Source organism: Variovorax brevis, assembly GCF_030317105.1.
Lineage (GTDB): Bacteria > Pseudomonadota > Gammaproteobacteria > Burkholderiales > Burkholderiaceae_C > Variovorax > Variovorax brevis.
In genome coordinates this window covers 1-24,335 of sequence record NZ_JASZYG010000012.1, presented here as the reverse complement: position 1 = coordinate 24,335, position 24,335 = coordinate 1, and the positions used below count along the sequence as shown (strand labels likewise).

General features: G+C 65.1%; 23 protein-coding genes, 1 tRNA gene and 1 other RNA gene. 12 read left to right on the top strand and 13 right to left on the bottom strand.

Going from position 1 to position 24,335, the window contains the following annotated elements:
* The first annotated feature begins 1 nt into the window (after position 1).
* An RNA gene (ffs, locus tag QTI66_RS28795) (signal recognition particle sRNA small type) lies at positions 2-98 on the top strand.
* 147 nt (positions 99-245) lie between these two features.
* Entirely contained in the window at positions 246-656 is a 411-nt protein-coding gene (locus QTI66_RS28790; RefSeq protein ID WP_286563657.1) for a hypothetical protein, read from the top strand.
* Positions 657-674: 18 nt separating this feature from the next.
* Here the strand turns inward: QTI66_RS28790 and QTI66_RS28785 are convergent, their stop codons facing one another.
* The gene (locus tag QTI66_RS28785) at positions 675-1,925 is read right to left on the bottom strand and encodes a TIGR03862 family flavoprotein (protein WP_286563655.1); all 1,251 of its coding nucleotides are present in this window, start codon (positions 1,923-1,925) and stop codon (positions 675-677) included.
* 163 nt (positions 1,926-2,088) lie between these two features.
* On the opposite strand from QTI66_RS28785, the gene trxA reads away from it, so the two are divergent.
* Together trxA and rho are read left to right on the top strand one after the other, a co-directional pair.
* Positions 2,089-2,421: a thioredoxin TrxA gene (trxA, locus tag QTI66_RS28780; protein WP_286563654.1), complete on the top strand. Its 333-nt coding sequence runs from the start codon at positions 2,089-2,091 to the stop codon at positions 2,419-2,421.
* Between the two features lie 195 nt (positions 2,422-2,616).
* Positions 2,617-3,882: a transcription termination factor Rho gene (gene rho / locus QTI66_RS28775; protein ID WP_286563653.1), complete on the top strand. Its 1,266-nt coding sequence runs from the start codon at positions 2,617-2,619 to the stop codon at positions 3,880-3,882.
* 43 nt (positions 3,883-3,925) lie between these two features.
* Here the strand turns inward: rho and QTI66_RS28770 are convergent, their stop codons facing one another.
* Positions 3,926-5,002 (bottom strand): oxidoreductase, encoded by a 1,077-nt coding sequence (locus QTI66_RS28770; RefSeq protein ID WP_286563652.1) that lies wholly within the window; start codon positions 5,000-5,002, stop codon positions 3,926-3,928.
* Between the two features lie 142 nt (positions 5,003-5,144).
* Here QTI66_RS28770 and QTI66_RS28765 point away from each other — a divergent pair, with 142 nt between their 5' ends.
* From QTI66_RS28765 to QTI66_RS28755, 3 genes are all read left to right on the top strand, one after another.
* Positions 5,145-5,402 carry a type B 50S ribosomal protein L31 gene (locus tag QTI66_RS28765; RefSeq protein WP_286563651.1) on the top strand — a complete coding sequence of 86 codons (258 nt, stop codon included), beginning with the start codon at positions 5,145-5,147 and terminating at the stop codon, positions 5,400-5,402.
* Between the two features lie 75 nt (positions 5,403-5,477).
* Positions 5,478-7,223: a hypothetical protein gene (locus QTI66_RS28760; protein ID WP_286563650.1), complete on the top strand. Its 1,746-nt coding sequence runs from the start codon at positions 5,478-5,480 to the stop codon at positions 7,221-7,223.
* Between the two features lie 6 nt (positions 7,224-7,229).
* Positions 7,230-8,570 carry an MATE family efflux transporter gene (locus tag QTI66_RS28755; protein ID WP_286563649.1) on the top strand — a complete coding sequence of 447 codons (1,341 nt, stop codon included), beginning with the start codon at positions 7,230-7,232 and terminating at the stop codon, positions 8,568-8,570.
* On the opposite strand, the gene phoR is transcribed toward QTI66_RS28755, so the two are convergent.
* The 7 genes from phoR to pstS form a co-directional block, all read right to left on the bottom strand.
* Positions 8,554-9,894: a phosphate regulon sensor histidine kinase PhoR gene (gene phoR, locus QTI66_RS28750; RefSeq protein WP_286563648.1), complete on the bottom strand. Its 1,341-nt coding sequence runs from the start codon at positions 9,892-9,894 to the stop codon at positions 8,554-8,556. The genes QTI66_RS28755 and phoR overlap by 17 nt on opposite strands.
* A gap of 71 nt (positions 9,895-9,965) precedes the next feature.
* Positions 9,966-10,658, bottom strand: coding sequence for a phosphate regulon transcriptional regulator PhoB (gene phoB, locus QTI66_RS28745; RefSeq protein ID WP_286563647.1), 693 nt, complete (start codon positions 10,656-10,658; stop codon positions 9,966-9,968).
* Positions 10,655-11,356 (bottom strand): phosphate signaling complex protein PhoU, encoded by a 702-nt coding sequence (gene phoU / locus QTI66_RS28740; RefSeq protein WP_286563645.1) that lies wholly within the window; start codon positions 11,354-11,356, stop codon positions 10,655-10,657. Before phoU ends, phoB begins: the two co-directional genes overlap by 4 nt.
* Before the next feature lie 30 nt (positions 11,357-11,386).
* Positions 11,387-12,169: a phosphate ABC transporter ATP-binding protein PstB gene (pstB, locus tag QTI66_RS28735; RefSeq protein WP_286563644.1), complete on the bottom strand. Its 783-nt coding sequence runs from the start codon at positions 12,167-12,169 to the stop codon at positions 11,387-11,389.
* Positions 12,170-12,177: 8 nt separating this feature from the next.
* Complete coding sequence (gene pstA, locus QTI66_RS28730; RefSeq protein ID WP_286563642.1) at positions 12,178-13,062, bottom strand: phosphate ABC transporter permease PstA; 885 nt, start codon at positions 13,060-13,062, stop codon at positions 12,178-12,180.
* Positions 13,059-14,135 (bottom strand): phosphate ABC transporter permease subunit PstC, encoded by a 1,077-nt coding sequence (gene pstC, locus QTI66_RS28725; protein WP_286563641.1) that lies wholly within the window; start codon positions 14,133-14,135, stop codon positions 13,059-13,061. Before pstC ends, pstA begins: the two co-directional genes overlap by 4 nt.
* 15 nt (positions 14,136-14,150) lie before the next feature.
* Positions 14,151-15,188, bottom strand: coding sequence for a phosphate ABC transporter substrate-binding protein PstS (gene pstS, locus QTI66_RS28720; protein WP_286563640.1), 1,038 nt, complete (start codon positions 15,186-15,188; stop codon positions 14,151-14,153).
* Between the two features lie 215 nt (positions 15,189-15,403).
* Here pstS and QTI66_RS28715 point away from each other — a divergent pair, with 215 nt between their 5' ends.
* Complete coding sequence (locus QTI66_RS28715; RefSeq protein ID WP_286563639.1) at positions 15,404-16,918, top strand: Ppx/GppA phosphatase family protein; 1,515 nt, start codon at positions 15,404-15,406, stop codon at positions 16,916-16,918.
* Between the two features lie 114 nt (positions 16,919-17,032).
* Here the strand turns inward: QTI66_RS28715 and QTI66_RS28710 are convergent, their stop codons facing one another.
* The 3 genes from QTI66_RS28710 to QTI66_RS28700 form a co-directional block, all read right to left on the bottom strand.
* Positions 17,033-17,494, bottom strand: a complete 462-nt coding sequence (locus QTI66_RS28710; protein ID WP_286563638.1) for a SixA phosphatase family protein — start codon at positions 17,492-17,494, stop codon at positions 17,033-17,035.
* Positions 17,495-17,510: 16 nt separating this feature from the next.
* Complete coding sequence (gene ppk1 / locus QTI66_RS28705; protein ID WP_286563636.1) at positions 17,511-19,703, bottom strand: polyphosphate kinase 1; 2,193 nt, start codon at positions 19,701-19,703, stop codon at positions 17,511-17,513.
* 64 nt (positions 19,704-19,767) lie between these two features.
* Positions 19,768-20,616 carry a GNAT family N-acetyltransferase gene (locus QTI66_RS28700; protein ID WP_286563634.1) on the bottom strand — a complete coding sequence of 283 codons (849 nt, stop codon included), beginning with the start codon at positions 20,614-20,616 and terminating at the stop codon, positions 19,768-19,770.
* A gap of 110 nt (positions 20,617-20,726) precedes the next feature.
* On the opposite strand from QTI66_RS28700, the gene QTI66_RS28695 reads away from it, so the two are divergent.
* The 4 genes from QTI66_RS28695 (at position 20,727) to QTI66_RS28680 (ending at position 23,576) form a co-directional block, all read left to right on the top strand.
* Complete coding sequence (locus tag QTI66_RS28695) at positions 20,727-22,403, top strand: FAD-dependent oxidoreductase (RefSeq protein WP_286563633.1); 1,677 nt, start codon at positions 20,727-20,729, stop codon at positions 22,401-22,403.
* A gap of 11 nt (positions 22,404-22,414) precedes the next feature.
* Positions 22,415-22,675 carry a UBP-type zinc finger domain-containing protein gene (locus QTI66_RS28690; protein ID WP_286563631.1) on the top strand — a complete coding sequence of 87 codons (261 nt, stop codon included), beginning with the start codon at positions 22,415-22,417 and terminating at the stop codon, positions 22,673-22,675.
* 77 nt (positions 22,676-22,752) lie between these two features.
* Positions 22,753-23,457 (top strand): glutathione binding-like protein, encoded by a 705-nt coding sequence (locus tag QTI66_RS28685; protein WP_286563630.1) that lies wholly within the window; start codon positions 22,753-22,755, stop codon positions 23,455-23,457.
* A 42-nt stretch (positions 23,458-23,499) separates the two neighbouring features.
* A tRNA-Pro gene (locus QTI66_RS28680) sits at positions 23,500-23,576 on the top strand.
* Between the two features lie 428 nt (positions 23,577-24,004).
* Here the strand turns inward: QTI66_RS28680 and QTI66_RS28675 are convergent.
* The coding region (locus QTI66_RS28675; RefSeq protein ID WP_286563629.1) for a tetratricopeptide repeat protein at positions 24,005-24,335 on the bottom strand (331 nt) is incomplete at its 5' end.

Here is a 24,335-nt window from a genome sequence, read left to right as displayed (position 1 = left end):
TGACGGGCCTCCCCGCATGGTGAAGTGGCCAACCGGGTCAGGTGGGGAACCAAGCAGCCCTAACTGCGTAGCCAGTGCCGGGGGTAAGGCTCGTCAACCTCTTTCAATCGCCGCAAGTTCCCGGTTACACCCGGCATCAGAACTGCGATGATCTTTACTCGCCCTTGACGAGCGGCGAGTGGCAGCGATGCGATGCTGCGCCGCCCTGGACATCAGGGCGGCGGCGTTCCGCATCGAAGCTCAACATGACACACTTCTTCAGCGACTCGGTGTTTGCCGAGGCCCGGTTCTGGCTCCTGATGCTGGGATCGGTGGTCCTGCCTTTCGTCATCTATTTCGTCCTGATGTCCAAGAAGGCGATTTCGCGAACCACCGTGTTGCTGCTCGGTTTTTCGCTGGTGGCCATCGCGGGCTTCGACGTCTACGTGCTGCGGCTCCTGGCGAATTCGGCGGCGCACACGCCTTCCCTGGTCGACGACACGCTGTTCGTATCGGAGGTGTCGGTGGCGTTCTACCTGCTACCCGCGCTGTTCGCGGGGCTGGGCATCAACATGATTTCGCACGTGCTGACGCAGCACCTCGAAGCCGCCGAGCGTCGCTTCTCGGCCAATGAAAGGCGGGAACGGGCGGCCAGCAGCCGCAAGGGCGAATCTTGATGTCTCGTCAACGCGCCCTCAGCGCGCCTTCAACCACGCCATGACGCCATGCCCCGCCACCACACCGCTGGCCATGCTGGCGGTGAGCAGGTAGCCCCCGGTCGGCGCTTCCCAGTCGAGCATTTCGCCTGCGCTGAAGACGCCGGGCAGTTTCCGCAGCATGAGTGCAGCGTCAACGGCATCGAAGCGCACACCCCCGGCCGTGCTGATCGCCTCGTCGATCGGGCGAGGCGCCACCAGGCGCAGCGGCAGCGCCTTGATGGCGCTGGCGAGCTTTTCCTCGTCATGCATGGCTTCGCGGCCCAGCACCTCGTGCAGCAAAGCGGACTTGATGCCTTCCAGGCCGAGGCGACCCTTGAGGTGGCTGGTCAGCGATCGGGCGCCGCGGGGATGCAGCACTTCAGCGCGCACCTTGTCCGCGCTGCGGTCCGGCAGCAGGTCGAGCAGCAATGTGGCGCTTCCCGAGGCGGCGATCTCATCGCGCAGGAGCGCCGAGGCGGCGTAGATCAGGCTGCCCTCGATGCCCGAGGCGGTGGCCACGAACTCGCCCTTGCGCGCGAAATGCCGGCCGGCTGAATCGGTGAAGTCGATGGCCACCGACTTGAAGGGCTGCCCCGCAAAGCGCTCGGCGAAATAGGCGCTCCAGCCCACGTCGAAGCCGCAGTTGGAGGGCGTGAGCGGCGCCACGTCCACCCCCTGCGCGGCAAGCCACGGCACCCAGGCGCCATCGGACCCCAGGCGCGACCAGCTGGCGCCACCGAGCGCGAGCACCACGGCGTCGGCCTCGGACATCTGCTCGCCGACGGGTGTTCCAAAGCGAAGCCGCAGCGCCGCCGCTTCCTGCGCGTCGGCCCAGCCCAGCCAGCGGTGCCGCATGTGGAACTGAACGCCGGCCGCGCGCAAGCGGTGCATCCACGCCCGCAGGAGCGGCGCAGCCTTCATGTCCTGTGGAAAGACCCGGCCCGAGGTGCCCACGAAGGTTTCGATGCCCAGGCCCTGCGCCCACTCGCGCACCTGCTGCGGGCCGAACACGGAAAGCAAGGGCTCGATCACATCGCGGCGGTCGCCGAATCGGGAGCAAAAAGCGTCGAACCCTTCCGAGTGCGTCAGGTTCAGTCCGCCGCGCCCGGCCAGCAGGAACTTGCGCCCGACCGATGCCATGGCGTCGTAGACGTGCACCTGCGCGCCGGCCGCGCTCAGCGTTTCAGCGGCCATCAGGCCGGCCGGGCCGCCGCCGATGACGGCGACTTTGGGGGATGTTGTTGTCATTGGAGTGTTTTGTGCCTGCGCAGACGCACGGTGTTGCGCCAAGGCTTTGCCTATGGTGCCCATAGCGCCCGCGTGGCGCGCCGCACCTTTGTTTCTGTCACAATGCCCTGCACTTTAGCGGCTCCGAAACTCTCCGCGAAGCACCGCGAAAAAGGACAAATCCATGGCAAGCGATCTGATCAAACACATCTCCGACTCTTCCTTCGAAGCCGACGTGCTCAAGTCCGGCAAGCCTGTGCTGGTGGACTACTGGGCCGAATGGTGCGGCCCCTGCAAGATGATCGCGCCCATCCTTGACGAAGTCTCCACGACCTACGAAGGCAAGCTGCAGATCGCCAAGATGAACGTCGACGAAAACCGCGACATCCCCGCCAAGTTCGGCATCCGCGGCATCCCCACCCTGATGCTCTTCAAGGACGGCCAGCTGGCCGCCACCAAGGTCGGCGCCATGAGCAAGGCGCAACTCACGGCCTTCATCGACCAGCAACTGGCCTGAACTGCCAAATGATGCCGGCGCGCAACGCACCGGCATCCATCCTCCTTTCGGCCTACAGGCCCCTGCGTTTTTTGGTGTCATAATCAACGCAAATCACCGGCGAGCCCGGTTCGAGTTCCCCGGTTTGAGAGGCACTTCTAGCCTCTCCTCAAACCTCCCCCCGTTTTGTCAGACTACCCCGCAAGGGGTCATTCCATGCACTTAAACGAACTCAAGGCACTTCACGTGTCTGAAGTCCTCAAACAAGCCGAAGCGCTTGAGATCGAAAACGTCGGCCGCATGCGAAAGCAGGAGCTGATGTTCGCGATCATCAAGAAGCGGGCAAAAGCAGGCGAACAGGTGTTTGCCGACGGCGTCCTTGAAATCCTGCCTGACGGCTTCGGTTTCCTGCGCAGCCCCGACACCAGCTTCACCGCCAGCACGGACGACATCTACATCAGCCCGAGCCAGGTGCGCCGCTTCAACCTGCACACCGGCGACATGATCGAAGGTGAAGTGCGCACGCCCAAGGACGGCGAACGCTACTTTGCGCTGACGAAGCTCGACAAGGTCAACGACGGCCTGCCCGAGCAGAACAAGCACAAGGTGATGTTCGAGAACCTGACGCCGCTGTTCCCCAAGCAACTGATGCGCCTGGAACGCGACGGCTTCAAGGGTGAAGAAAACATCACCGGCCGCATCATCGACATCATCGCGCCCATCGGCAAAGGCCAGCGCGCCCTGCTGGTGGCACCGCCCAAGAGCGGCAAGACGGTGATGATGCAGCACATCGCCCACGCCATCAGTGCCAACTACCCCGAAGTGCACATGATGGTGCTGCTGGTGGACGAGCGGCCTGAAGAAGTGACCGAAATGCAGCGCACCGTGAAGGGCGAAGTGATTGCTTCGACCTTTGACGAACCCGCTGCGCGCCACGTGCACGTCGCCGAAATGGTGATCGAGCGCGCCAAGCGCCTGGTCGAACTGAAGAAGGACGTGGTGATCCTGCTGGACTCGATCACCCGCCTCGCCCGCGCCTACAACAACGTCGTGCCCTCATCCGGCAAGGTGCTGACCGGCGGTGTGGATTCCAACGCCCTGCAACGCCCCAAGCGCTTCCTGGGCGCCGCCCGCAACGTGGAAGAAGGCGGCTCGCTGACCATCATCGGCACGGCGCTCATCGACACCGGCAGCCGCATGGACGAAGTGATCTTTGAAGAGTTCAAGGGCACCGGCAACAGCGAAATCCACCTTGACCGCCGCCTGTACGAAAAGCGCGTGTTCCCCTCGATCCAGCTCAACCGCAGCGGCACCCGTCGCGAAGAACTGCTGTTGCCGCCCGAGATCCTGCAAAAGACGCGCATCCTCCGCCAGCTCATGTACAACATGGACGAGATCGAAGCGATGGAGCTGATGCTCAAGAACATGAAGGCGACCAAGACGAACGTCGAGTTCTTCGACATGATGCGTCGTGGTGGCTGATCCCGGCCCCTTCTGAACAATGCCCGCCTCGTGCGGGCATTTTTCATGGTGCGAGCGCCCTGCCCTCAGCGGCGCTTCGGGCGCCCAGGTCCAGCAGTTCCATGAGTTCGACGGCCTGCTCCGGCGGAACCGGGTTCGGGCCGGTTCCACGGATCGCGTCGCGGATGGCGGCGTAGTAGTCGGCGTAGTTGCCGCGCCGGTTCGGCCAGGTGGTGTTCTGGAACCAGTCGCCGACTGCCGCCACCTTGAGGTCGCCAAGCGAGGGGTCGACTCCCCAGTTCTCGCTGCCGGGGCGCTGGCCGGCCTTCAGCGCATCTTCCTGCGGATCGACGCCGTACTTCACGTAGCTGCCCTTGGTGCCGTGCAGCATGTAGCGTGGCGCCGCATGGGCCGCCAGCGTGGTGGCGTGCAGAACGACGCGCAGAGGTGCATGCGGTCCGGAGTCGTAGCGCAGCACGGCGTGAAAGTAGTCGTCCACCAAGGCGCCGTCGCGCATTGGCGCCGCGTCGAGCTGAAGGGTATCGGGCTTGCCGAAGAGTTGGACCGCCTGATCGACCAGATGGGAACCCAGGTCGACCCACAGGCCGGCGCCAGGCACCTTCTGCTCGCGCCAGCGCACCCGCACTTCGGGACGATAGCGGTCGAAATGGGATTCAAGGTACACCGGGCGGCCCAGTCTGCCGCTGGCGAGAACGTCGCGCAGCGTTAGAAAATCCGAATCGAATCGGCGGTTTTGATAGACCGCGAGCAGCTTGCCCGTGCGCTGGGCCAAAGCAGCCAGTTCGCGCGCCTGAGCGGCGTCCAGCGTGAAGGGCTTGTCGACCACCACATGGCGGCCCGCCTCCAGCGCAGCCTTGGCGACCGGGAAATGGGCCGCATTGGGCGTTGCGACGACGATGAGTTCGACTTCCGGATGCTGCTTCAGCAGGGCTGTGACGTCCGGGACGACCGCCGCCCCGGGCCAATCGGCCTTCACCTTGTCAGCCTGGCCGCTCGCCACCGCCGCGAGCCGAAGGCCCGGCACCGTGCTGAGCACCGGCGCATGAAATGTCTGGCCGGCGAAGCCGTAGCCGACAAGGCCGACAGGCACGATTTGTTCAGGAGTAACGCTCTTGTTCACCAATTTCACCTGATATGCGATAATCGAAGGCTACCGCGAAAAGTGCAGCAACTGGCGCGCCTCGATTGGCGCGACTTACATGAGTGGCAAATCCGTGCCAACGCGTGTTGTGGCTCTCGCATTTGAACCCCAAGGAAAGACCATGAAAGAAGGCATCCACCCCAATTACCGTGAAGTTCTGTTCGTCGACCTGTCGAACGGCTTCAAGTTCGTCACGCGTTCGTGCGTGAACACCAAGGAAATGGGCAAGACCGACGACGGCCGCGAGCTGCCGCTGTTCAAGCTCGACACCTCGAGCGAATCGCACCCCTTCTACACGGGCACGCAAAAGTCGGTTGACAACATGGGCGGTCGCGTCGAAAAGTTCCGCAACCGTTTCGGCAAGACTGCTGCCAAGTAAGGCAAACGCTTCCAGGGAAAGGCAGCCCGGTTTACCGCGCTGCCTTTTTTTTGTCCCTCATTCGTCCAACCCGCGTTGAACCAGCCCACTCCCGCGATCGTTGCCCAAAGTGCCGTGCGCCGCCTGCCGCGCATTCCGCTGCTGTTGCTGTGCGCCGCCTACCTGATGCCGGGTCTGCTCGGCCGTGGCCCATGGAAGAGCGCGGACATCGTCTCCTTCGGCTACATGCTCGAGCTGGCGCAAAGCAATGAGGGCCTCGCGCGCTGGTTCGATCCCCTGCTGTTCGGCCTGCGGCCCGAAACGCTGGCACTGATCCCCTACTGGGTCGGCGCCTGGGCCATCCAGATCGCGCCTTCGTGGATCAATCCCGACCTCGCGGTTCGCATCGTTTTCGCGTTTTTCCTGTGGGGTGCGTTTTCTGCCACCTGGTACGCGGTGTACCACTTCGCCAGAACGCCGCGGGCCCAGCCCGTCGCCTTTGCATTTGGCGGCGAGGCACATCCCACCGACTACGCCCGCGCCATTGCCGACGGCGGCCTGATGGCACTCATCGCCACACTGGGCCTGGCCCAACTCGGCCACGAGACGACGCCCGCGCTGGCGCAGCTCTTCTTCGCCGCGTGCATGTTCTACGGCATGGCGGCACTTCCTTATCGCCTGGTCGGTCCGGGCATGGCCATGTCGCTGGGCGTCATCGGCATGGCGCTCAGCGGCGGACCGACGGTGGCGCTCATCCTGGGCGCCGGCTGCGTGGTGATCTGCGCCGAGGGATGGCGCCGCCGCCTGAAGAATCAACCGGACGACTACGACACCGAAGACGAAAGCGCGACCTACACGGGCATGGCGCTCGTCATCGTGGCCGTCTCCACCGTGGTGGCGGGCGTGCTGGCGTTCTCGCTGGGGCTGGTGCGATGGCAAATCGACCTCCCCGGCAGCCACCCCGGCACGACGTTGGCCGGCGAGGCGCGCAGCCTGATGCGCCTGCTGATCTGGTTCACCTGGCCGGCCTGGCCGCTGACGCTCTGGACGCTGTGGCGGTGGCGCCGCCAGCTCACCGCGCGCCACGTCGCCGTGCCCTTGTGGTTCGTGCTCGTCCCGCTGGCGGCCACGCTCACCACCGACTTTTCGCAGCGCTCCCTGCTGCTGGCTCTGCCCGCGCTCGCAACGCTGGCCGCATTTGCGCTGCCGACCTTCCGCCGAAGCGCCTCGGCGCTGATCGACTGGTTCACGCTGCTCTTTTTCAGCGGGTCGGCGGTCATCATCTGGGTGATCTACATCGCCATGCAGACGGGTTTTCCGGCCAAGCCGGCGGCCAACGTGGCCAAGCTGGCACCGGGCTTCGTGCCGGAGTTCTCGGCCGTCGCGCTGGTCTTTGCGATTGCGGCAACCATTGCGTGGGCCTGGGTGGTGCGCTGGCGCACCGGCCGCCACCGCGCCGCGCTCTGGAAGACGCTGGTGCTGCCGGCCGGCGGCGCAGCCCTTTGCTGGATGCTGGTCATGACGCTGTGGCTGCCGCCGCTGGACTACGCCCGCAGCTACATCCCGCAGATCCGCGCCGTCAGCACGTATGTCGGGCGCCCCGACTGCGTGTCCGCGCTGGGCCTGAGCCGCGCCCACATCGTCGCCCTGCGCTACCACGGCCAGATCACCCTGCAGCCGCTCACGCCCGACTCCAGGTGCCGGTGGGCGCTGGTGAATCCTGACGTCATCGAGCGTCTGCACGACATCGTCAGCCTCGACCAATGGCGCCTGATCCGCACGCTGCGCCGCCCCACCGCCAGCGGCGATGACCTTCTGCTCTACCAGCGTCTTACGCCCTGAGCCCGCGTGAGCAGCGAGATCAAGGTCATCGCGCGGCACGCCGGCACCGTCCTCGTGGGGCAACTCGCGGTGATGGCATTCAGCGTGACCGACACCATCGTCGCGGGGCGCTATGCCGAAGGCGCGCTGGCGGCGCTTTCCGTGGGCGCGGCGGTGTTCATCAGCGTGTTCGTCTCGCTCATGGGCGTATTGCAGGCGCTCTTGCCGGTGTGGGCCGAACTGAACGGCGCACGGCGTAAGGCGGACATCGGTCGCTCGGTGCGACAGTCGCTCTACCTGTGCGGCGCCACCATCGCGCTGGGCATGGCGGTGCTGCTGAACCCGGGCGCGCTGCTGCGCTGGACCGAGGTGCCCGATTCGATGCGCGGCGACGTCGAAGCCTACTTGGCGGTGCTGGCGTTCGCGCTGGCGCCCGCCCTGCTGTTTCGCCTCTTCAGCACGCTGTGCCAGAGCCTTGGCAAGCCCAAGGTGGTGACGGTGCTGCAGATCGCGTCGCTGTTCGTGAAGCTGCCCCTGTCGATCTGGTTCACTTTCGGTGGCGCCGGCGTGCCAGCGATGGGGCTGGTCGGCTGTGGCTGGGCCACGCTGCTGGTCAACTGGGGCATGCTGGGCTGCGCGGTGTGGCTGCTTCGTGCGCAGCCTTTCTTCGGCGAGATCCACATCTGGCAACGCATGGAAAAGCCCGACTGGCAGCAGATCGGCCAGTTCGCGCGACTGGGGGTTCCCGGCGGGCTCGCGGTGCTGGTCGAGGTGACGTCCTTCACCCTGATGGCACTTTTCATCGCGCGGCTGGGAACGGCCGCGTCGGCCGCGCACCAGATCGCCTCCAACCTGACGGCCCTGTGCTACATGGTGCCGCTGTCGCTCGGCATTGCCACCAGTGCGCGGGTGAGTTTCTGGCTGGGCAGCGGCGATGCGGCGAAGGCACGACGCGCCTGCCGCAAGGGCTTCGAACTGGCCCTGTCCTGCGCATTCGCGTTTTCGCTGGGCATGGTGCTGCTGCGCTGGCAATTGCCCACCATCTACTCGGACAACCCACAGATCGTTGCTGTCACCGCCAGCCTGCTGATGGCGACGGCGCTGTACCACCTTGCGGATTCGGCGCAGACGCTTTGCGTGTTCGTCCTGCGCTGCTACCGGGTGACGGTGCTGCCTCTGGTCATCTATTGCACGCTGCTGTGGGGCCTGGGCCTGGGCGGCAGCCTGCTGCTCGCCTACCGCGGCCTTGGGCCCTGGCAGGCGATGCAATCGCCGCTGGCCTTCTGGCTCATGGCGTCGGTGGCGCTGGCGCTGACGGCGCTGCTTTTTTCCGGCCTGCTCTGGCGCACCGTCAAGCGCGCGCGCTGACGGGACCCGCCGCGCGCACGCGCGTCATGGGCAGGAGCAGCGAAAAGCGCGAGCCCTTGCCCAGCGTGCTCTCGACGCGCATTTCGCCGCCATGCCGCTGCACGATGTGCTTGACGATCGCCAGCCCCAGGCCCGTGCCGCCCGTTTCACGCGAGCGGCTGCGGTCGACACGGTAGAAGCGTTCGGTCAAGCGCGGAATGTGCTCGGCGGCGATGCCCGGACCGCTGTCCTTCACGGCGTATTCGCCGCGGCCGTCCGGCAGCACGCGCCAGCTCACCGCCACTTCGCCACCGCCGGGCGTGTAGCGGATGGCGTTGCTCAGCAGGTTCGACATCGCGCTTTGCAACTCCACCGACGCGCCCATGATTTCCGAATCGGCCTCGGACGCAAACGAGATCGCGTGCCCCTGCGAGGCCAGTTGCTTCGACAGCGCCTTGCCCTCTTCCTCGCAGTGCGCCAGCAAGGCGCGAACCGGCGTCCACTGGTTGGTGGGCGGCGGCGCGTTGCCTTCGAGTTTCGACAGCGTGAGCAGGTCATTGACCAGCGTTTCCATGCGCTGCGATTGCTGCCCCATCAGGCGCAGGTAGCGTGCCCGCTCCTCGGCATCCAGTGGCAGGGTCTGCAGCGTCTCGACAAAGCCCGCGAGCACCGTGAGCGGCGTGCGGATCTCGTGCGACACGTTGGCCACGAAATCGCGCCGCATGGTCTCGGCCTGTTCCAGCGACGTGATGTCGCGTGTCAGCAGCATGCGCCGGTTGCCCGCATAGGGATGCACCTGCATCGACAGGCGAATCGGATGTCCGCGTTGCGCCAGCGACTGCGAAGGCGCGTCAATGACGACGTCGCGGCTGTAGTTCCACGACGCCAGGTAGGCCACGAAGGCGGGATCGCGCACCAGGTTGGCCAGGTGCTGCTGCAAGTCGCGGCTCGCGTCGATGCCGAACTGCTGCGCGGCCGTCTGGTTGCACCATTCGATGCGGCCCTGCTCGTCGATGAGCACCACGCCATTGGGCGACGCCTGGATGGCGGCCAGAAACTCCTGCAGGCGATCGTGCGACTGCCGAAGCTGCTGGTCGCGTTCACGCAGGAGCTTGCGGATGCGCTCTGCCAACTCGCCCCAGACGCCGGGCCCGCGCGAGGGAAGCGCCGAGACATCGCGCCGCATGACGTTGAGCAACCGCTGCGCGCGCCATGCGTCAAGCACCAGCCACAGGACCACGCCGAGCCAGGCGCCGATCCACAGACTGCCCATTCCGAAGAAACCGAAAGCCAGGGCGCCACCGACGATGGACGCGATCAGAAACGTGGCAACGCGAAAGAACATTGAATGGAATTATCCGCCCCGGGCGAGGCGAGCAATACGCAGGCACGACCCGGCGGGCCGCGCCCCGCGCGTCAAGCCGTGACCTGGGCGGTGAGCCGGTAGCCGGCCCCGCGAACGGTCTCCACCATCGTCGCCGCACCTGCCAGCGACTCGCGCAGGCGCTTGACGTGCACGTCGACCGTGCGCTCCTCGATGTAGACGTGGTCGCCCCACACCTTGTCGAGCAACTGCCCTCGGCTGTGCACGCGCTCGGCGTGGCGCATCAGGTAAGCCAGCAGCTTGAACTCCGTGGGGCCGACCTTGAGCGCATTGCCCTGCCACGTCACGCGATGCGTGGAGGCGTCCAGCACCAGTTCGCCGACTTCCACTCGCTCGGTGGTCTCCTCCGGCGCGCGGCGGCGCAGCACGGCGCGGATGCGGGCGAGCATCTCCTGCGTGGAAAAAGGCTTGGTGATGTAGTCGTCGGCGCCCGCGTCGAGGCCAGCGATCTTGTCCGGCTCGTCGCCACGGGCCGTGAGCATCAGGATGGGAATGGACTTGGTGCGCGCATCCTTGCGCCACTGGCGTGCGAGCGTCAGGCCGCTTTGGCCGGGCAGCATCCAGTCGAGCAGGATCAGGTCGGGCGCCAGCGTGTCGATCTCGCGCTGCGCGGCCTCGCCCTCTTCGGCCCAGATGGGGTCGAAGCCGTTGTGGCGCAGGTTGACCGCGATCAGTTCGGCGATCGAGGATTCGTCTTCAACAATCAGGACGCGTGGCTTTTTCATTGAAGTGCTGACTCTATCTCTTCCATGGAGGCGTGGCGAACGTCTTCGCCCTTGACGATATAGATGATGAACTCCGCGATGTTCTTGGCATGGTCACCTATGCGTTCGATGGCCTTGGCCAGGAAGAGCAGGTCCAGGCTGGGGGAGATGGTGCGTGGATCTTCCATCATGTAGGTGACCAGCTTGCGCACGAAGCCGTCGAACTCGTTGTCGATCAGGTCGTCGTCCTTGAGGATCGACAGCGCAGCCGACGTGTCCAGCCGCGCGAATGCGTCGAGTGCCTTGCGCAGCAGGCTCGACGCCATGTCCGCCGCCACGCGCAGCTCGTTGGACGGCAGCGCGCGCGCCGAGCCGCTTTCGATGATCGACTTCACCATGCGCGCCATCTTGTTCGCTTCGTCGCCGACGCGCTCCAGGTTGGCCGTCGTCTTGGAGATGGCGATGAGCAGGCGCAGGTCGCGCGCCGTCGGCTGGCGGCGGGCGATGATGGACGACAGCTCACGGTCGATCTCGAGTTCCATCGCGTTCACGCGATGTTCGGTTTGCATCACCCGCTCGGCCGATTCGGCATCGAACTGGGCGAGCGCGTAGACCGCATGGTGGATCTGCGACTCGACCATGCCGCCCAACTCCATCACGCGCGACGAAACGCCATTGAGTTCGCTGTCGAACTGGCTGGAAAGGTGTTTTTCAGTCATGTAGTTCTCTCTTTTTTGCCTGACAGTGCCTTAACCAAAGCGGCCGGTGATGTAGTCCTCGGTCTCCTTGCGCTGCGGCTTGAAGAACATCTGTTCCGTCGTACCCACTTCAATCAGGTCACCCAGGTACATGTAGGCCGTGAAGTCGCTGCAGCGGGCCGCCTGCTGCATGTTGTGCGTGACGATGACCACGGTGTATTCGTTCTTCAGTTCGGCAATCAGTTCCTCGATTTTGGCCGTCGAGATCGGGTCCAGCGCCGAGCATGGCTCGTCGAGCAGCAGCACCTCGGGCTTGATCGCGATGCCGCGCGCAATGCACAGGCGTTGCTGCTGTCCGCCCGACAGGCCCGAGCCGCTTTGCTGCAGCTTGTCGCGCACTTCGGTCCACAGGGCGGCCTTCTTGAGCGCCCATTCGACGCGGTCGTCCATGTCGCTCGCGCTCAGGTTCTCGAACAGCTTCACGCCAAAGGCGATGTTGTCGTAGATCGACATCGGGAACGGCGTCGGCTTCTGGAACACCATGCCGACCTTGGCGCGGATGAGCGCGACGTTTTGCTTGGACGTGAGCAGGTTCTCGCCATCGAGCGAAATGCTGCCCTCGGCGCGCTGCTCCGGATACAGCTCGAACATGCGATTGAAGGTGCGCAGCAGCGTCGATTTTCCGCAGCCCGAAGGGCCGATGAAAGCCGTCACCTTGTTCTCGGGGATCTCGAGATTGATGCCCTTGAGCGCGTGGAACTTGCCGTAGTAGAAGTTCAGGTCCTTGACCGAAATCTTCGAGCGCAGCGGCTGCGCCTGTGTGGTGTTAGCCATATTTTTCTTCAGTGTTTGGAACGCGTCAGCACGCGCGCCAGGATATTGAGACCGAGCACCGCAACGGTGATGAGGAACACGCCCGCCCACGCCAGCTGTTGCCAGTTTTCATAGGGACTCATCGCGAACTTGAAGATGGTGACCGGCAGGCTGGCCATCGGTTGCGAGATGTCGGCCGTCCAGAACTGGTTGTTCAGCGCCGTGAAGAGCAGTGGCGCGGTTTCGCCGGAAATGCGCGCAACCGCCAGCAAGATGCCCGTTACCACGCCGGCACGCGCCGCACGCAGGGTGATCTTCGTGATGACCTTCCACTTGGGCGTGCCCAACGCGTAGGCCGCCTCGCGCAGGCCCGGCGGGATCAGCTGGAGCATGTTTTCCGTGGTGCGGATCACGACGGGAATCACGATGAGCGCCAGCGACACGGCGCCTGCAATGCCCGAGAAGCTCTTGTAGCGCGCGACGATCACCGCGTACACGAAAAGACCGATGACGATCGAGGGCGCCGACAGCAGGATGTCGTTGACGAAGCGCGTCACCTTCGCGAGCAAGCCCTTGGGGTTGTACTCGGCCAGGTAAATGCCCGCCATGATGCCGATGGGCGTGCCGACGAAAGTCGCCATCAGCACCATCACCAGCGAGCCGAAGATCGCGTTGGCGATGCCACCGGTCTCGTTCGGCGGCGGCGTCATCTCGGTGAAGGTGGCAAGGGCGATGCCGCCGATGCCCTGGCGGAGTGTTTCCCAAAGGATCCACACGAGCCAGAACACGCCGAAGGCCATCGCCGCGAGCGAGAGCGTCAGGGCGATGGCGTTGACGCGGTTGCGGCTGGCGAACTTTGCAGCGCGCGTTTCGTTGAGGGCCTTGTCGGCCAGAAGGCGTTCTGCCGTGGTCATGACTTCTTCCCTTCGCTCTTTTGCATCTGCGAAAGGAGCACCTTGGACAGCGACAGCACCACGAAGGTGATGAAGAACAGCACCAGGCCCAGGTACATCAATGCCGCCTGGTGCAGGCCCGCACCGGCTTCGGCGAACTCATTGGCCAGCGCCGAGGTGATGCTGTTGGCCGCCTCGAATACCGAGAGCGAATTGAGCTGGTTCATGTTGCCGATCACGAAGGTGACGGCCATCGTCTCGCCCAGCGCTCGGCCCAGTCCCAGCATGATCCCGCCGATGACGCCTGCCTTGGTATACGGCAGCACGACCTTCGACACGACTTCCCAGGTGGTCGAACCCAGCCCGTACGCCGACTCCTTGAGCAGCGCCGGCGTCACTTCGAACACGTCGCGCATGACCGAGGCGATGAAGGGAATGATCATGATGGCCAGGATGATCCCGGCCGACAGGATGCCGATGCCCACGGGCGGCCCGGACACCAGCGCGCCAAGGTACGGCACGCCGGCAAAAGCCTTTTGCAAGGGCTGCTGCACATAGGTCGCCAGGATGGGCCCGAACACCAGCAGGCCCCACATGCCGTAGACGATGGAAGGCACCGCGGCAAGAAGTTCGATGGCAGTGCCCAGCGGGCGCTTGAGCCAGGCCGGCGACAGTTCCGTCAGGAACAGGGCGATGCCGAAGCTGACCGGTACGGCAATGATGAGCGCGATGGCCGAGGTGGCCAGCGTGCCGTAGATCATCACCAGGCCGCCGAAGTCTTCCTGCACCGGATCCCACACGCTGCGCGTGAGAAAGCTCAGGCCGTACTTCTCGATGGCCGGCCAGGCGCCAGCCACGAGGGACAGGAGAATGCCGATGAGCAAGGCCAGCGTCAGCCACGCCGCGCCCTGCGCAGCCCAGCCGAAGACGCGATCGACGATGGGGCCGGAGCGCGGGCGCTTGGCCGGGGGAGGACCGGCCGCGGCGCGCTCGCCTCGCGAGCGTTCAAGATCGAGCGTGGTGGCCGATGTAGGGTATGTGGATGACACGTAGTGCTCCGGGTGCGGCGCGCCCTCGAGCGGAGTGCTGCTCATGGCGCGCCGGGCGCCTTATTTGTAGGAAATTTGCTTGCCGGAGGCGTCCTTGACCTCGACCCACTCTTCGCCGATGGCCGTCTTCACGGAGTCGGGCATGGGCACGTAGTCGAGGTCGTCGGCGGTCTTGTCGCCGTTCTTGTAGGCCCAGTCGAAGAACTTGAGCACGCTGGCGGCCTGCGCGGGCTTTTCCTGCGCCTTGTGCACCAGGATGAAGGTCGCGCCGGTGATCGGCCATGCGTCCTTGCCCGGCTGGTTGGTCAGAACCTGGTAGAAGGTCTTGCTCCATTGAGCGCCAGCGGCCGCGGCCTTGAAGGCCTTGTCCTCAGGCGCGACGAAAGTGCCTGCCGTGTTCTGCAGCAGCGCGTAGTTCATCTTGTTCTGCTTGACGTAGGCGTACTCGACATAGCCGATCGAGTTGGGCAGGCGATTGACGAATGCCGCCACACCTTCGTTGCCCTTGCCGCCGGCGCCGGTCGGCCAGTTGACGGCCGTACCCTCGCCCACCTTGGACTTCCACTCGGCGTTGACCTTGCTCAGGTAGTTGGTGAACAGGAAGCTGGTGCCCGAACCATCGGCGCGGCGCACCGGTGCGATGGCGGCGTCCGGCAGGTTCAGCGAACCGTTGAGCGCCTTGATGGCCGGATCGTTCCACTTGGTGATCTTGCCCAGGTAGATGTCGCCCAGCACCTGGCCGTTGAGCTTGAGTTCGCCCGGCTTGATGCCTGCAATGTTCACCACGGGAATGACGCCGCCGATCACGGTCGGGAACTGGACGAGGCCCTTGGCCTTGAGTTCGTCATCGGTCAGGGGCATGTCGGACGCGCCGAAATCGACCGTCTTGGCCTCGATCTGCTTGATGCCGGCGCCCGAGCCAACCGACTGGTAGTTGATCTTGATGCCGGTGGCCTTGTTGTAGTCGGCCGCCCACTTGGAGTACAGCGGTGCCGGAAAGCTCGCGCCTGCGCCCGTCACGTCTTGTGCAAAGGCGGGAATGTGGGCAAAGGCAACGGCCACCAGGCCGGTTGCAGCGAACTTGAACATCGTTTTCATTGAAATCTTCCTTTGGGAGTCTTGAAGCACCCGTTGCCGGGTTGCGCTGGACTCTAAGAAGCTTGTGTGACATCGGTGTGACACCCCTTCCCAGAGGAGAAAGCGCTTGATCGACGGGTCGCTTTCGTGACGTGTCACATTTCCGTCACGAAGCGACGTACCTCGCCGGGCTACCATGCGGCTTCTTTCGCCAGCCCCCTCCAGCCCCTCCTCCCATGCAAAACGGCACCCGCCTCGCGGCGGTCGATCTCGGCTCCAACAGCTTTCGCCTTGAAATCGGCCAGGTCGACCACGGCCAGATTCACCGCACCGAATACCTGAAGGAAACCGTGCGCCAGGGCAACGGCCTGGACAGCGCACGCAATCTCACCCCGGAAGCCATGCAGCGTGGCTGGGACGCGCTGGCCCGCTTTGGCGAGCGCCTGTCCGGATTCAAGCGATCGCAGGTTCGTGCTGTCGCAACCCAGACATTGCGGGAAGCACGCAACCGAGACGAATTCCTGTTGCGCGCGCGCACCGCGCTGGGATTCGGCATCGACGTCATTCCGGGTCGCGAGGAAGCGCGGCTGATCTACCAGGGCGTGGCGCACATGCTGCCGCAAACCGACGCCCTGGAGCGCGAGAAGCGCTTGGTCGTCGACATCGGCGGGCGCTCGACCGAAATGATCCTGGGCCGCGCGCTGGAAGCGGAAACGATGGAGTCCTACCGCGTCGGCAGCGTCGCGTGGTCCATGAAGCATTTCCCCGAGGGCCTGTTCACGCCCGCTGCCTTCCGCGCGGCCGAGGTCGCGGCCAAGGCGGTGCTGGACGACGCGCTGGGCACCTACACGCGCGACACCTGGGACGTCGCTTACGGCGCCTCAGGCACCATCGGTGCGGTCGGCGACGTGCTGGCGGCTGCCGGTGGCGAGGTCGGCCTGATCACGCGCGACGGCCTCGACTGGCTCATCGACCGCCTGCTGCGCGCCGGCAGCGCCGACAAGCTGAAGATCGACGCCATGCGCGACGACCGCAAGCCCGTGATCGGCGGCGGCGTGAGCGTGCTGCGCGCCGTGTTCGACCTGCTCGACATCGAGGAAATGCGTGTCGCGCAAGGGGCGCTGCGGCACGGCGTGCTCTATGAATTGCTGGAGCGCGACGAAAGCGTGGCCGACCTGCGTTCCGCCACCGTCGTGCGGTTGGCCGCCCGCTTTGGCACCGACGCCGCGCAGGCGCTGCGCGTGGCGGACACTGCGGGAGCGCTTTTCGTGCAACTCCTTCCCACGGCCAAGGGCGGCAGCACCACGAGCCGCGACGGCCGCTCGCTGCGCAAGCTGGGCTGGGCGGCGCAACTGCATGAAGTCGGCACGAAGATCTCGCACAGCGAGTACCACAAGCACGGCGCCTATATCCTGGACAACACCGATGCGCCGGGCTTTGCGCTCAATGAAATGCACACGTTGAGCCAACTGGTGCTGGGCCATCACGGCAAGCTGCGCAAGGTCGAAGGTTCGCTGGCGGATCCGGTTTTTGCGATGCAGTTGCTCGCGTTACGCCTTGCGGTGGTGCTGTGTCACGCGCGGCGGGATCCGGAAGTCCAGGCGCTGCGTGTGTCGACCATCGGCCGCGAGTTCGCGGTGGCTTGCCGCAACGGATGGGCGGAGAAGTATCCGCAGTCGGCGCACCTGTTGCGCGAGGAAGTGCTGGCCTGGCAAAAAGCCGGCTGGCGCGTGAAGCTGAGCGGCTGTTGATCTTCCTCCCTCCCCTGCCGGGGGAGGGCCGGGGTGGGGGCACGCGGCGTGCCCACCGCTACGGGGGTGCGTGCCCCCATCCCAACCTTCCCCCGGAGGGGGAAGGAGCAGGAGTCAGATCAGCTCCGGGGACTGAACGGTCACCACCACCGTCTGCGTATCCCCATCCCGCTCGCGCGTGCGAATCCACCACACCGCGCCCTTGCGCACGGGGCAGCTGTCCTGCTTCAACCCCAGCAGCAGCGAGATGGCCTGCCCCAGTGAAGGCTGGTGCCCCACCATCAGCACGACCGACTTGCCGTTGGGCCAGCCCGCCGCGCCGAGGAGCGCATCGGGCGTGGTGTCCGGCGCCAGTTCCTCGCGCAGCTTGTACTTGCGCCCCAAGGCCAGCACCGTCTGCTCGCAACGGCGCGCCGGGCTGCAGACGATGCGGGTGCCCTCCGGCAGTTGCCGGTCGAGCCAATTGGCCATGCGCTTGGCCTGCTTTTCGCCGCGCAGCGTGAGCGAGCGGGCCATGTCGTCACAACCTTCGGTCCAATCCTCGGCCTCGGCGTGTCGCCAGAAAATCAAATCCATGAGTCAACTTTCACCGTCAGTCTCGGGATGCAACGCGGCTCAGGCCGCGTGAGGCGTAGCGGTCCATCAACGCGGCCTGCGCGCCGTGCGCCTCGATGGCGCGTGACGCGCCTTCCTCGCCCGGGTGGGTGTCGCCCAACACGCGTTGGTAGCGGCCGTTGGCTTCCAGGTCCCAGGCGTCGCGGCCATCGTGCAGATAAGCCACCAGGCATTCATCGATGAGGCGCTGGCGCAGGCCGGGGTCCGTCACCGGCCAAGCCACCTCGATGCGCCGCATCATGTTGCGGTTCATCCAGTCGGCGCTGGAAAGATAGAGCGATTCGTCCTCGCCATGCCGGAAATAGAACACCCGCGAATGCTCCAGGAAGCGCCCGATGACCGAGCGCACGCGGATGTTGTCCGTCAGGCCCGGCACCTGCGCCGGCAGCGTGCACGCACCACGCACGATGAGGTCGATGCGCACGCCCTTGCGCCCGGCACGTACCAGCGCGGCGATGAGCACTTCGTCCGTCAGCGCATTCATCTTGACGACGATGCGCGTGGTCTCCCCATGCGCCGCGGCGGCGCCGAGCGCGTCGATCTGCGCCACCAGGTTGCGATGCATGTCGAAGGGCGCCACCCAGATGCGGTTGAGCTTGGGCAGCTTGCTCTGGCTCGCCAGGTGCACGAAAAGCGCCTCCATGTCGGCCGTGAGCAGCGGATCGGCGCTCAGGTGGCTGATGTCGGTGTAGAGCCGCGCCGTCTTCGGGTTGTAGTTGCCCGTGGAAAGGTGGCCGTAGCGCACCAGCCGCTTGCCTTCGCGCCGCGTGACCAGCAGCATCTTGGCGTGCGTCTTGAGCCCGACCACGCCATAGACCACCTGCGCGCCGATCGATTCAAGCATCTCGGCCCAGTTGATGTTGGCCTCTTCGTCGAAGCGCGCCTTGAGCTCCACCACCGCGGTGACTTCCTTGCCGCGCCGCACCGCCTCGCGCAAAAGCTCCATCAGTTCCGAATGGGTGCCCGTGCGGTAGATGGTCTGCTTGATTGCCAGCACCTGCGGATCCCGCACGGCTTCGCGCAGGAACTCGAGCACGCCATCGAAGCTCTCGAATGGCTGGTGGATGAGCACGTCGCCACGCTGCAGCCTGTCGAAGAAGGACTGGCTCGGCGACAGCGTCACCGGATACGACGGGTTGTAGGGCGGAAACAGCAGCTTGGGCTCGTTGAGCAGATCGATCATCTGCGTGAGGCGCGCCAGGTTCACCGGCCCGTGCACGCGATAAAGCGCCTGGGCCGGCAGGTTGAACTGCGCCAGCAGAAAGGTCGCCAGCGATTCGGCACAGCTGGCCGAGACCTCCAGCCGCACCGCCTGCCCGAAGTGGCGATGCTCCAGCCCCTGCCGCAGTGCGGTGCGGAGGTTCTTGACGTCTTCCTCGTCCACCGCCAGGTCGGAATGCCGCGTGAGCCGGAACTGCGAAAAATCGCCCACCTGCCGACCCGGAAACATGCTCGACAAATGCGCCCGCACGATGCTCGACAGCGCAACGAACAGCGTCTGGCCGCCCGACACCTTGTCCGGCATGCGGATGATGCGCGGCACCACGCGCGGCAGCTTGACGATGGCAATGGGGTTTTCGCGCCCGAATGCATCGGCCCCGGCCAGCCGCACGATGAAATTGAGCGACTTGTTGGCCACCTGCGGAAACGGATGCGCCGGATCGAGCCCGACGGGAATCAGCAAGGGCTTCACCTGCCGTTCGAAATATTCCTGCACCCACTTGCGCTGCGCCGTATTGCGCTCGCCGTGCGAAATGATGTGGATGCCGTGCTTGGCGAAGGTCGGCATCAAGTCGTCGTTGTACAGCGCGTACTGCCGCGCAACGAGCGAATGCGCCGCGGCCGACAGCGCCTCGAAAGACTCGACGTTGTAGTTGCCCTTCTGGTCGCCGGTGCCCCACGCGATGAGGTGCGGCGCAGCGCGTACTTCAAAGAACTCGTCGAGGTTGGACGAGACGATGCACAAGTAGCGCAAGCGCTCGATCAGCGGCACCTCGGGGCGCAGCGCCCAGTCGAGCACGCGTTCGTTGAACGCAAGAATGCTGTGGTCCCGGTCCAGGAGCACAAGCGATGGGCCGGCAGAAACAGCCGGCACGGCGACGGAAGCGGAAGGCGTGAACACGAATTCTGTAGCGATGATGCGCTCTTGGGCGCGAGACTGCAGGAACATGACAGTGTCTTGTGTCTTTATGACAGTTCCGTGACGGCGCGTCCATCGGCCGAACGTGATGCCCCTACGCGCCGAGGAAGTGCCGCCGGTAGCGCGCCGGCATGTCGTCGGTGCGCATCATCATGGGAAGGTCGGCCGTGTTGAAGTCCGGGTCCCACGCGGGTGCGCCCAGCACCTTGGCGCCCAGACGTAGATAGCCGCGGATGAGCGCCGGCGGGTCCACCTGCAGGCTGCCGTTGAGCCGCTCGACCGGCAGTGGCAGCCGCGGCTGCACCTGGAAGCGGATCGGCGCCAGATGCGTTTCCGAAAGCTGATGCCAGATGCTGGCCGCCGCATCGCCCGATGTGACACCGTTGTGACGCATGGGAATGCTGGCGCAGCCAATCATCGTGTCGAGCCGGTTGCGCTGCATGAAACCCGCCAGCGCGCCCCAGAGCGCCAGGATGACACCGCCCTGCCGATGGTCGGCGTGCACGCAGCTGCGGCCCAGTTCCACCATGCGGCTGCGCAGGTCGCGCAGGCGGGTCAGGTCGAACTCGGTGTCGCTGTAGGTGCTGCCGATCAGCCGCGCCTGGGCGGGCGTCAACACGCGGTAGGTGCCGATGACTTCCTGGGTCTCCCGGTCGCGCACCAGCAGGTGCTCGCAATAGTCGTCGAACACGTCGATGTCGTGGCCGTGCAGCGGCGTCGCCAGGCGTGCGCCCATTTCACCCGCGAAGATGTCGTAGCGCAGGCGCTGCGCTTCACGCACTTCGTCCAGATGCCGGGCCCAGTTCACCTCGAAGCCGCCTTTGCTGGGCGCAGGACGCGCCTCGATGACGATCGGCGTCGACCCTGCCGGCGGCACGGGGCGCCGGGGCCGGCGCAGCTTCAGCTCCGACAGGGGCAATGTGGGGTTGGACAGTTCTCTCATGGCGCGCAGTCTCGCGACCGGGCATGAAGGCTGCATGTCATTTCCAAGGCATTTGCATGACGGCCCGCAGTTCGTCGTTTAATGCCTCCTTTCCCGAAACCGGAGTCTTCATGGCCTCTGAAGCGATCGACGTCGAGCAGCGACGCCATCAGTTGTTTCCCGAACTGGCGGAGCGCGAAATCGAGCGGATTCGCCGCTTCGGCAGCGTGCGTCATTACCCCAAGGGCGCCTGCCTTTTCACGGCGGGCGAGCAGGGACCGGGCATGTTCGTCGTGCTCAAGGGCAAGGTGACGATCAGCCAGCGAGACGGCTTGGGGCATGTGGTGCCCATCGTGCAGCAGGGGCCAGGCCAGTTCATGGCGGAAGTCGGGCAACTGTCCGGGCGCCCTGCCCTGGTCGACGGCCACGCCGACGAAGACGTCGAAACGCTCTTGATCCCGCCCGACCAGTTGCGCGCGCTGATCATCGCCGAGGCCGACCTGGGTGAGCGCGTGGTGCGCGCCCTCATCCTGCGGCGCGTGGCGCTCATCGAGGCAGGGCACGCCGGGCCGGTCATCATCGGCCCGCCCGATGCGGCGGATGTGCTGCGGCTGCAGAACTTCCTGCGCCGCAACGGCCATCCGTACCACGTGGTGGACGCCACCGTCGACCCTGACGCCGCCGCCCTGCTGGAGCAGTACGGCGAGGCGGCGGTCATCGTCGTGTGTCCGAACGGATCGGTGTCCATGAACCCCACCGAAGACGCGCTGGCGCGTTGCCTGGGCATGCTGGACAGCGATGAGCACCACGACCTGTTCGACGTGGTCGTCGTGGGCGCCGGGCCGGCCGGACTCGCCACCGCCGTCTATGCCGCCTCCGAGGGATTGCGCGTCATCGTGGTCGATTGCCGGTCCTTTGGCGGCCAGGCCGGGGCGAGCGCGCGCATTGAGAACTACCTGGGCTTTCCCACGGGCATCTCCGGCGGCGCCCTCGCCGGCCGAGCCTTTGTCCAGGCGCAGAAGTTCGGCGCGGAAATGCTGATCCCGGCCAAGGTGGTGTCGATGGATTGCAGCGCGGCTTCCGAAGGCGGACCCCTGGCCGTGACGCTGGAGGACGGACGAACGCTGCGCTCGCGCACCATCGTGATCGCCAGCGGCGCACGCTACCGCCGGCCCGACGTGCCGCGACTGGCCGAGTTCGAAGGACGCGGTATCTGGTTCTGGGCATCGGCGCTGGAAGCCAAGGTGTGTTCGCAGCAGGAAATCGCGCTGGTTGGCGGTGGCAACTCGGCCGGGCAGGCGGCGGTGTTCCTGTCGCAGCACGCCGCCAAGGTCAACGTGCTGGTGCGCGGACCCTCGCTGGCGGCGAGCATGTCGCGCTACCTCATCGACCGCATCGACGCGACGCCCAACATCGAGTTGCATCCGCACACCGAACTCGTGGGCCTGCACGGCGAGCCGGCCACGGGCCTGAACGGCGCGACCTGGCGCAACCATCGGCAGGGCATCGAGGAAGACTGTCCGGCGCGCAATATTTTCCTGTTCGTCGGCGCGGAGCCCGAGACGCAATGGCTGGAAGGCTGCGGCGTGTCGGTGGACGGGCACGGCTTCGTCCTGACCGGCATGGCGGCCGTCGCGGGCTTGAAGGGCCATGTGCCCTCGACCCTTGAAACGAGCGTTCCGGGCGTCTTTGCCGTGGGCGACGTGCGTTCGGGTTCGGTCAAGCGCGTGGGTGGCGCCATCGGGGAAGGCGCGGCGGCGGTGGCGTCGATCCACCAGCGGCTGGCGAAGTCGCAGGCTGTGGCTTGAGGAAAATATAAATGCCGATCAAGTCCTGCGATCACGTTCCTGCAGAGTTTGCCCAGCCTCGTGCACGCGGCTGCGAGGAGTGCCTGAAGATGGGTGACAGCTGGGTGCACCTTCGGCTGTGCGTGCATTGCGGGCATGTGGGCTGCTGCGATTCCTCGAAGAACAAGCACGCGACGAAACACGCACATGCGACAGGCCACGCGGTCGTGCAATCACTTGAGCGAGGCGAGGACTGGCTCTGGTGCTATGCGCATGAGCGGCAGGTGGGATAGAAGGCTCTCGCACACGGATTCGCGCGGATGGATATGCTGCCCGCTCCCCTTCGAACCACTGACTGGAAAAGCGAGACATGTCCACACCGACCATCGACGTCTATTCCTGGCCCACGCCCAATGGCCACAAGGTCCACATCATGCTGGAGGAGTGCGGCCTGCCCTATCGCGCGCACCCCATCAACATCGGCAAGGGCGACCAGTTCACGCCGGAGTTCCTGGCGATCAGCCCGAACAACAAGATCCCGGCGATCACCGACCCCGAGGGTCCCGATGGCCAGCCGATTTCTCTCTTTGAATCCGGCGCGATCCTCGTCTACCTTGCCGGCAAGACCGGCCAGTTCCTGCCGACCGGCGACCGCGAACGTTTCGAAGTGCTGCAGTGGCTCATGTTCCAGATGGGCGGCGTCGGCCCCATGCTCGGGCAGGCGCACCACTTCCGGATCTATGCGCCCGAGAAAATCACCTACGCGGTGGACCGCTACAGCAATGAAGCCAAGCGCCTTTACGGCGTGATCGACAAGCAGTTGTCACGCAACCCCTTCATCGCCGGCAAGACCTATTCCATTGCCGACATCGCGATCTTTCCGTGGCTGCGCAGCTGGGAGAACCAGGGCATCACGCTCAGCGACTATCCATACCTGAAGGACTGGTTCGACGACATCGCCGCGCGGCCCGCGGTGCAACGCGGCGTCAAGGTGCTGGCGGACCTGCGCAAGCCCCTCACGGACGACAAGTCACGCGACATCCTGTTTGGCAAGACGCAATACCAGCGGCACTGAAAGAAAAGGCGCCTTTCGACACGGCTATAATGCGAAGTTCGTCGGGGTGTAGCGCAGCCTGGTAGCGCATCTGGTTTGGGACCAGAGGGTCGAAGGTTCGAATCCTTTCGCCCCGACCATCAAACATGCAATGGGGACAACGGTTTAGGCCGTTGTCCCCTTTTGCTTTCTAGAGGCTCATCTGTCTACGCTTTTGGCCAGTGTCTACTGATTTTCAGTTGATCGTTAGACAGGAGTGGGCCCAAAGCGGTAGTCCGCAGCGGTCATTCAGATGGCGGCTCTGCGCGGAAGCTGCCGTACAGGCGCCGGCCGGCGAATTGGCGTTCCCGGCGCCAATTGCATTAGCGTGCGTTTGTCAGCGCCTTCCGCAACTTCAGCAACCCGCGCGTCACCGGACGTTTGCACAGCAGCATTGGATTGCGCGGCGCTGAGCTTCAGCAACAACCGCCCACCGAAGCGAATAGGCGCAAGAATTTTTCGGCCGATTTGAAGTTGCTGCGGCTCACCGCAAAGGGGAAACAGAGCAAACGTGGCACCGAGTCGCGCACTACTTTCCCATCGGCGAGATACGTTCTTCGATTTTCGTCGCGTCTTCGACTAGGCCCGCCTCTCGGTAGCAGGAGGCGAGGGCCTCCAGGCTTGCCTTCAGGCTCTCGTGATCGACGCGGCCATGCACGTCGCCCTGTTCCGTCTCATTGACCGCGCGCTCATACCAAGGCCGCGCCTCGTCGAACTTGCCGACGCTCGACAGGCAGAAGCCGACCAGGTGCAGGCTACTGCCCAGGCTTTCGTGATCGACGCGGCCATGCACGTCGCCCTGTTCCTTTTCCTTGACCGCGCGCTCATACAAAGGCCGCGCCTCGTCGAACTTGCCGACG

Coding starts and splice junctions, on each gene's coding strand:
- trxA (WP_286563654.1), top strand. CDS start 2,089: ATGGCAAGCGATCTGATCAAACACATCTCCGACTCTTCCTTCGAAGCC.
- pstA (WP_286563642.1), bottom strand. CDS start 13,062: ATGACCACGGCAGAACGCCTTCTGGCCGACAAGGCCCTCAACGAAACG.
- QTI66_RS28710 (WP_286563638.1), bottom strand. CDS start 17,494: ATGGATTTGATTTTCTGGCGACACGCCGAGGCCGAGGATTGGACCGAA.
- rho (WP_286563653.1), top strand. CDS start 2,617: ATGCACTTAAACGAACTCAAGGCACTTCACGTGTCTGAAGTCCTCAAA.
- QTI66_RS28765 (WP_286563651.1), top strand. CDS start 5,145: ATGAAAGAAGGCATCCACCCCAATTACCGTGAAGTTCTGTTCGTCGAC.
- QTI66_RS28785 (WP_286563655.1), bottom strand. CDS start 1,925: ATGACAACAACATCCCCCAAAGTCGCCGTCATCGGCGGCGGCCCGGCC.
- QTI66_RS28690 (WP_286563631.1), top strand. CDS start 22,415: ATGCCGATCAAGTCCTGCGATCACGTTCCTGCAGAGTTTGCCCAGCCT.
- pstB (WP_286563644.1), bottom strand. CDS start 12,169: ATGGCTAACACCACACAGGCGCAGCCGCTGCGCTCGAAGATTTCGGTC.
- QTI66_RS28715 (WP_286563639.1), top strand. CDS start 15,404: ATGCAAAACGGCACCCGCCTCGCGGCGGTCGATCTCGGCTCCAACAGC.
- phoU (WP_286563645.1), bottom strand. CDS start 11,356: ATGACTGAAAAACACCTTTCCAGCCAGTTCGACAGCGAACTCAATGGC.
- QTI66_RS28695 (WP_286563633.1), top strand. CDS start 20,727: ATGGCCTCTGAAGCGATCGACGTCGAGCAGCGACGCCATCAGTTGTTT.
- QTI66_RS28790 (WP_286563657.1), top strand. CDS start 246: ATGACACACTTCTTCAGCGACTCGGTGTTTGCCGAGGCCCGGTTCTGG.
- QTI66_RS28700 (WP_286563634.1), bottom strand. CDS start 20,616: ATGAGAGAACTGTCCAACCCCACATTGCCCCTGTCGGAGCTGAAGCTG.
- phoR (WP_286563648.1), bottom strand. CDS start 9,894: ATGTTCTTTCGCGTTGCCACGTTTCTGATCGCGTCCATCGTCGGTGGC.
- QTI66_RS28685 (WP_286563630.1), top strand. CDS start 22,753: ATGTCCACACCGACCATCGACGTCTATTCCTGGCCCACGCCCAATGGC.
- phoB (WP_286563647.1), bottom strand. CDS start 10,658: ATGAAAAAGCCACGCGTCCTGATTGTTGAAGACGAATCCTCGATCGCC.
- pstS (WP_286563640.1), bottom strand. CDS start 15,188: ATGAAAACGATGTTCAAGTTCGCTGCAACCGGCCTGGTGGCCGTTGCC.
- pstC (WP_286563641.1), bottom strand. CDS start 14,135: ATGAGCAGCACTCCGCTCGAGGGCGCGCCGCACCCGGAGCACTACGTG.
- ppk1 (WP_286563636.1), bottom strand. CDS start 19,703: ATGTTCCTGCAGTCTCGCGCCCAAGAGCGCATCATCGCTACAGAATTC.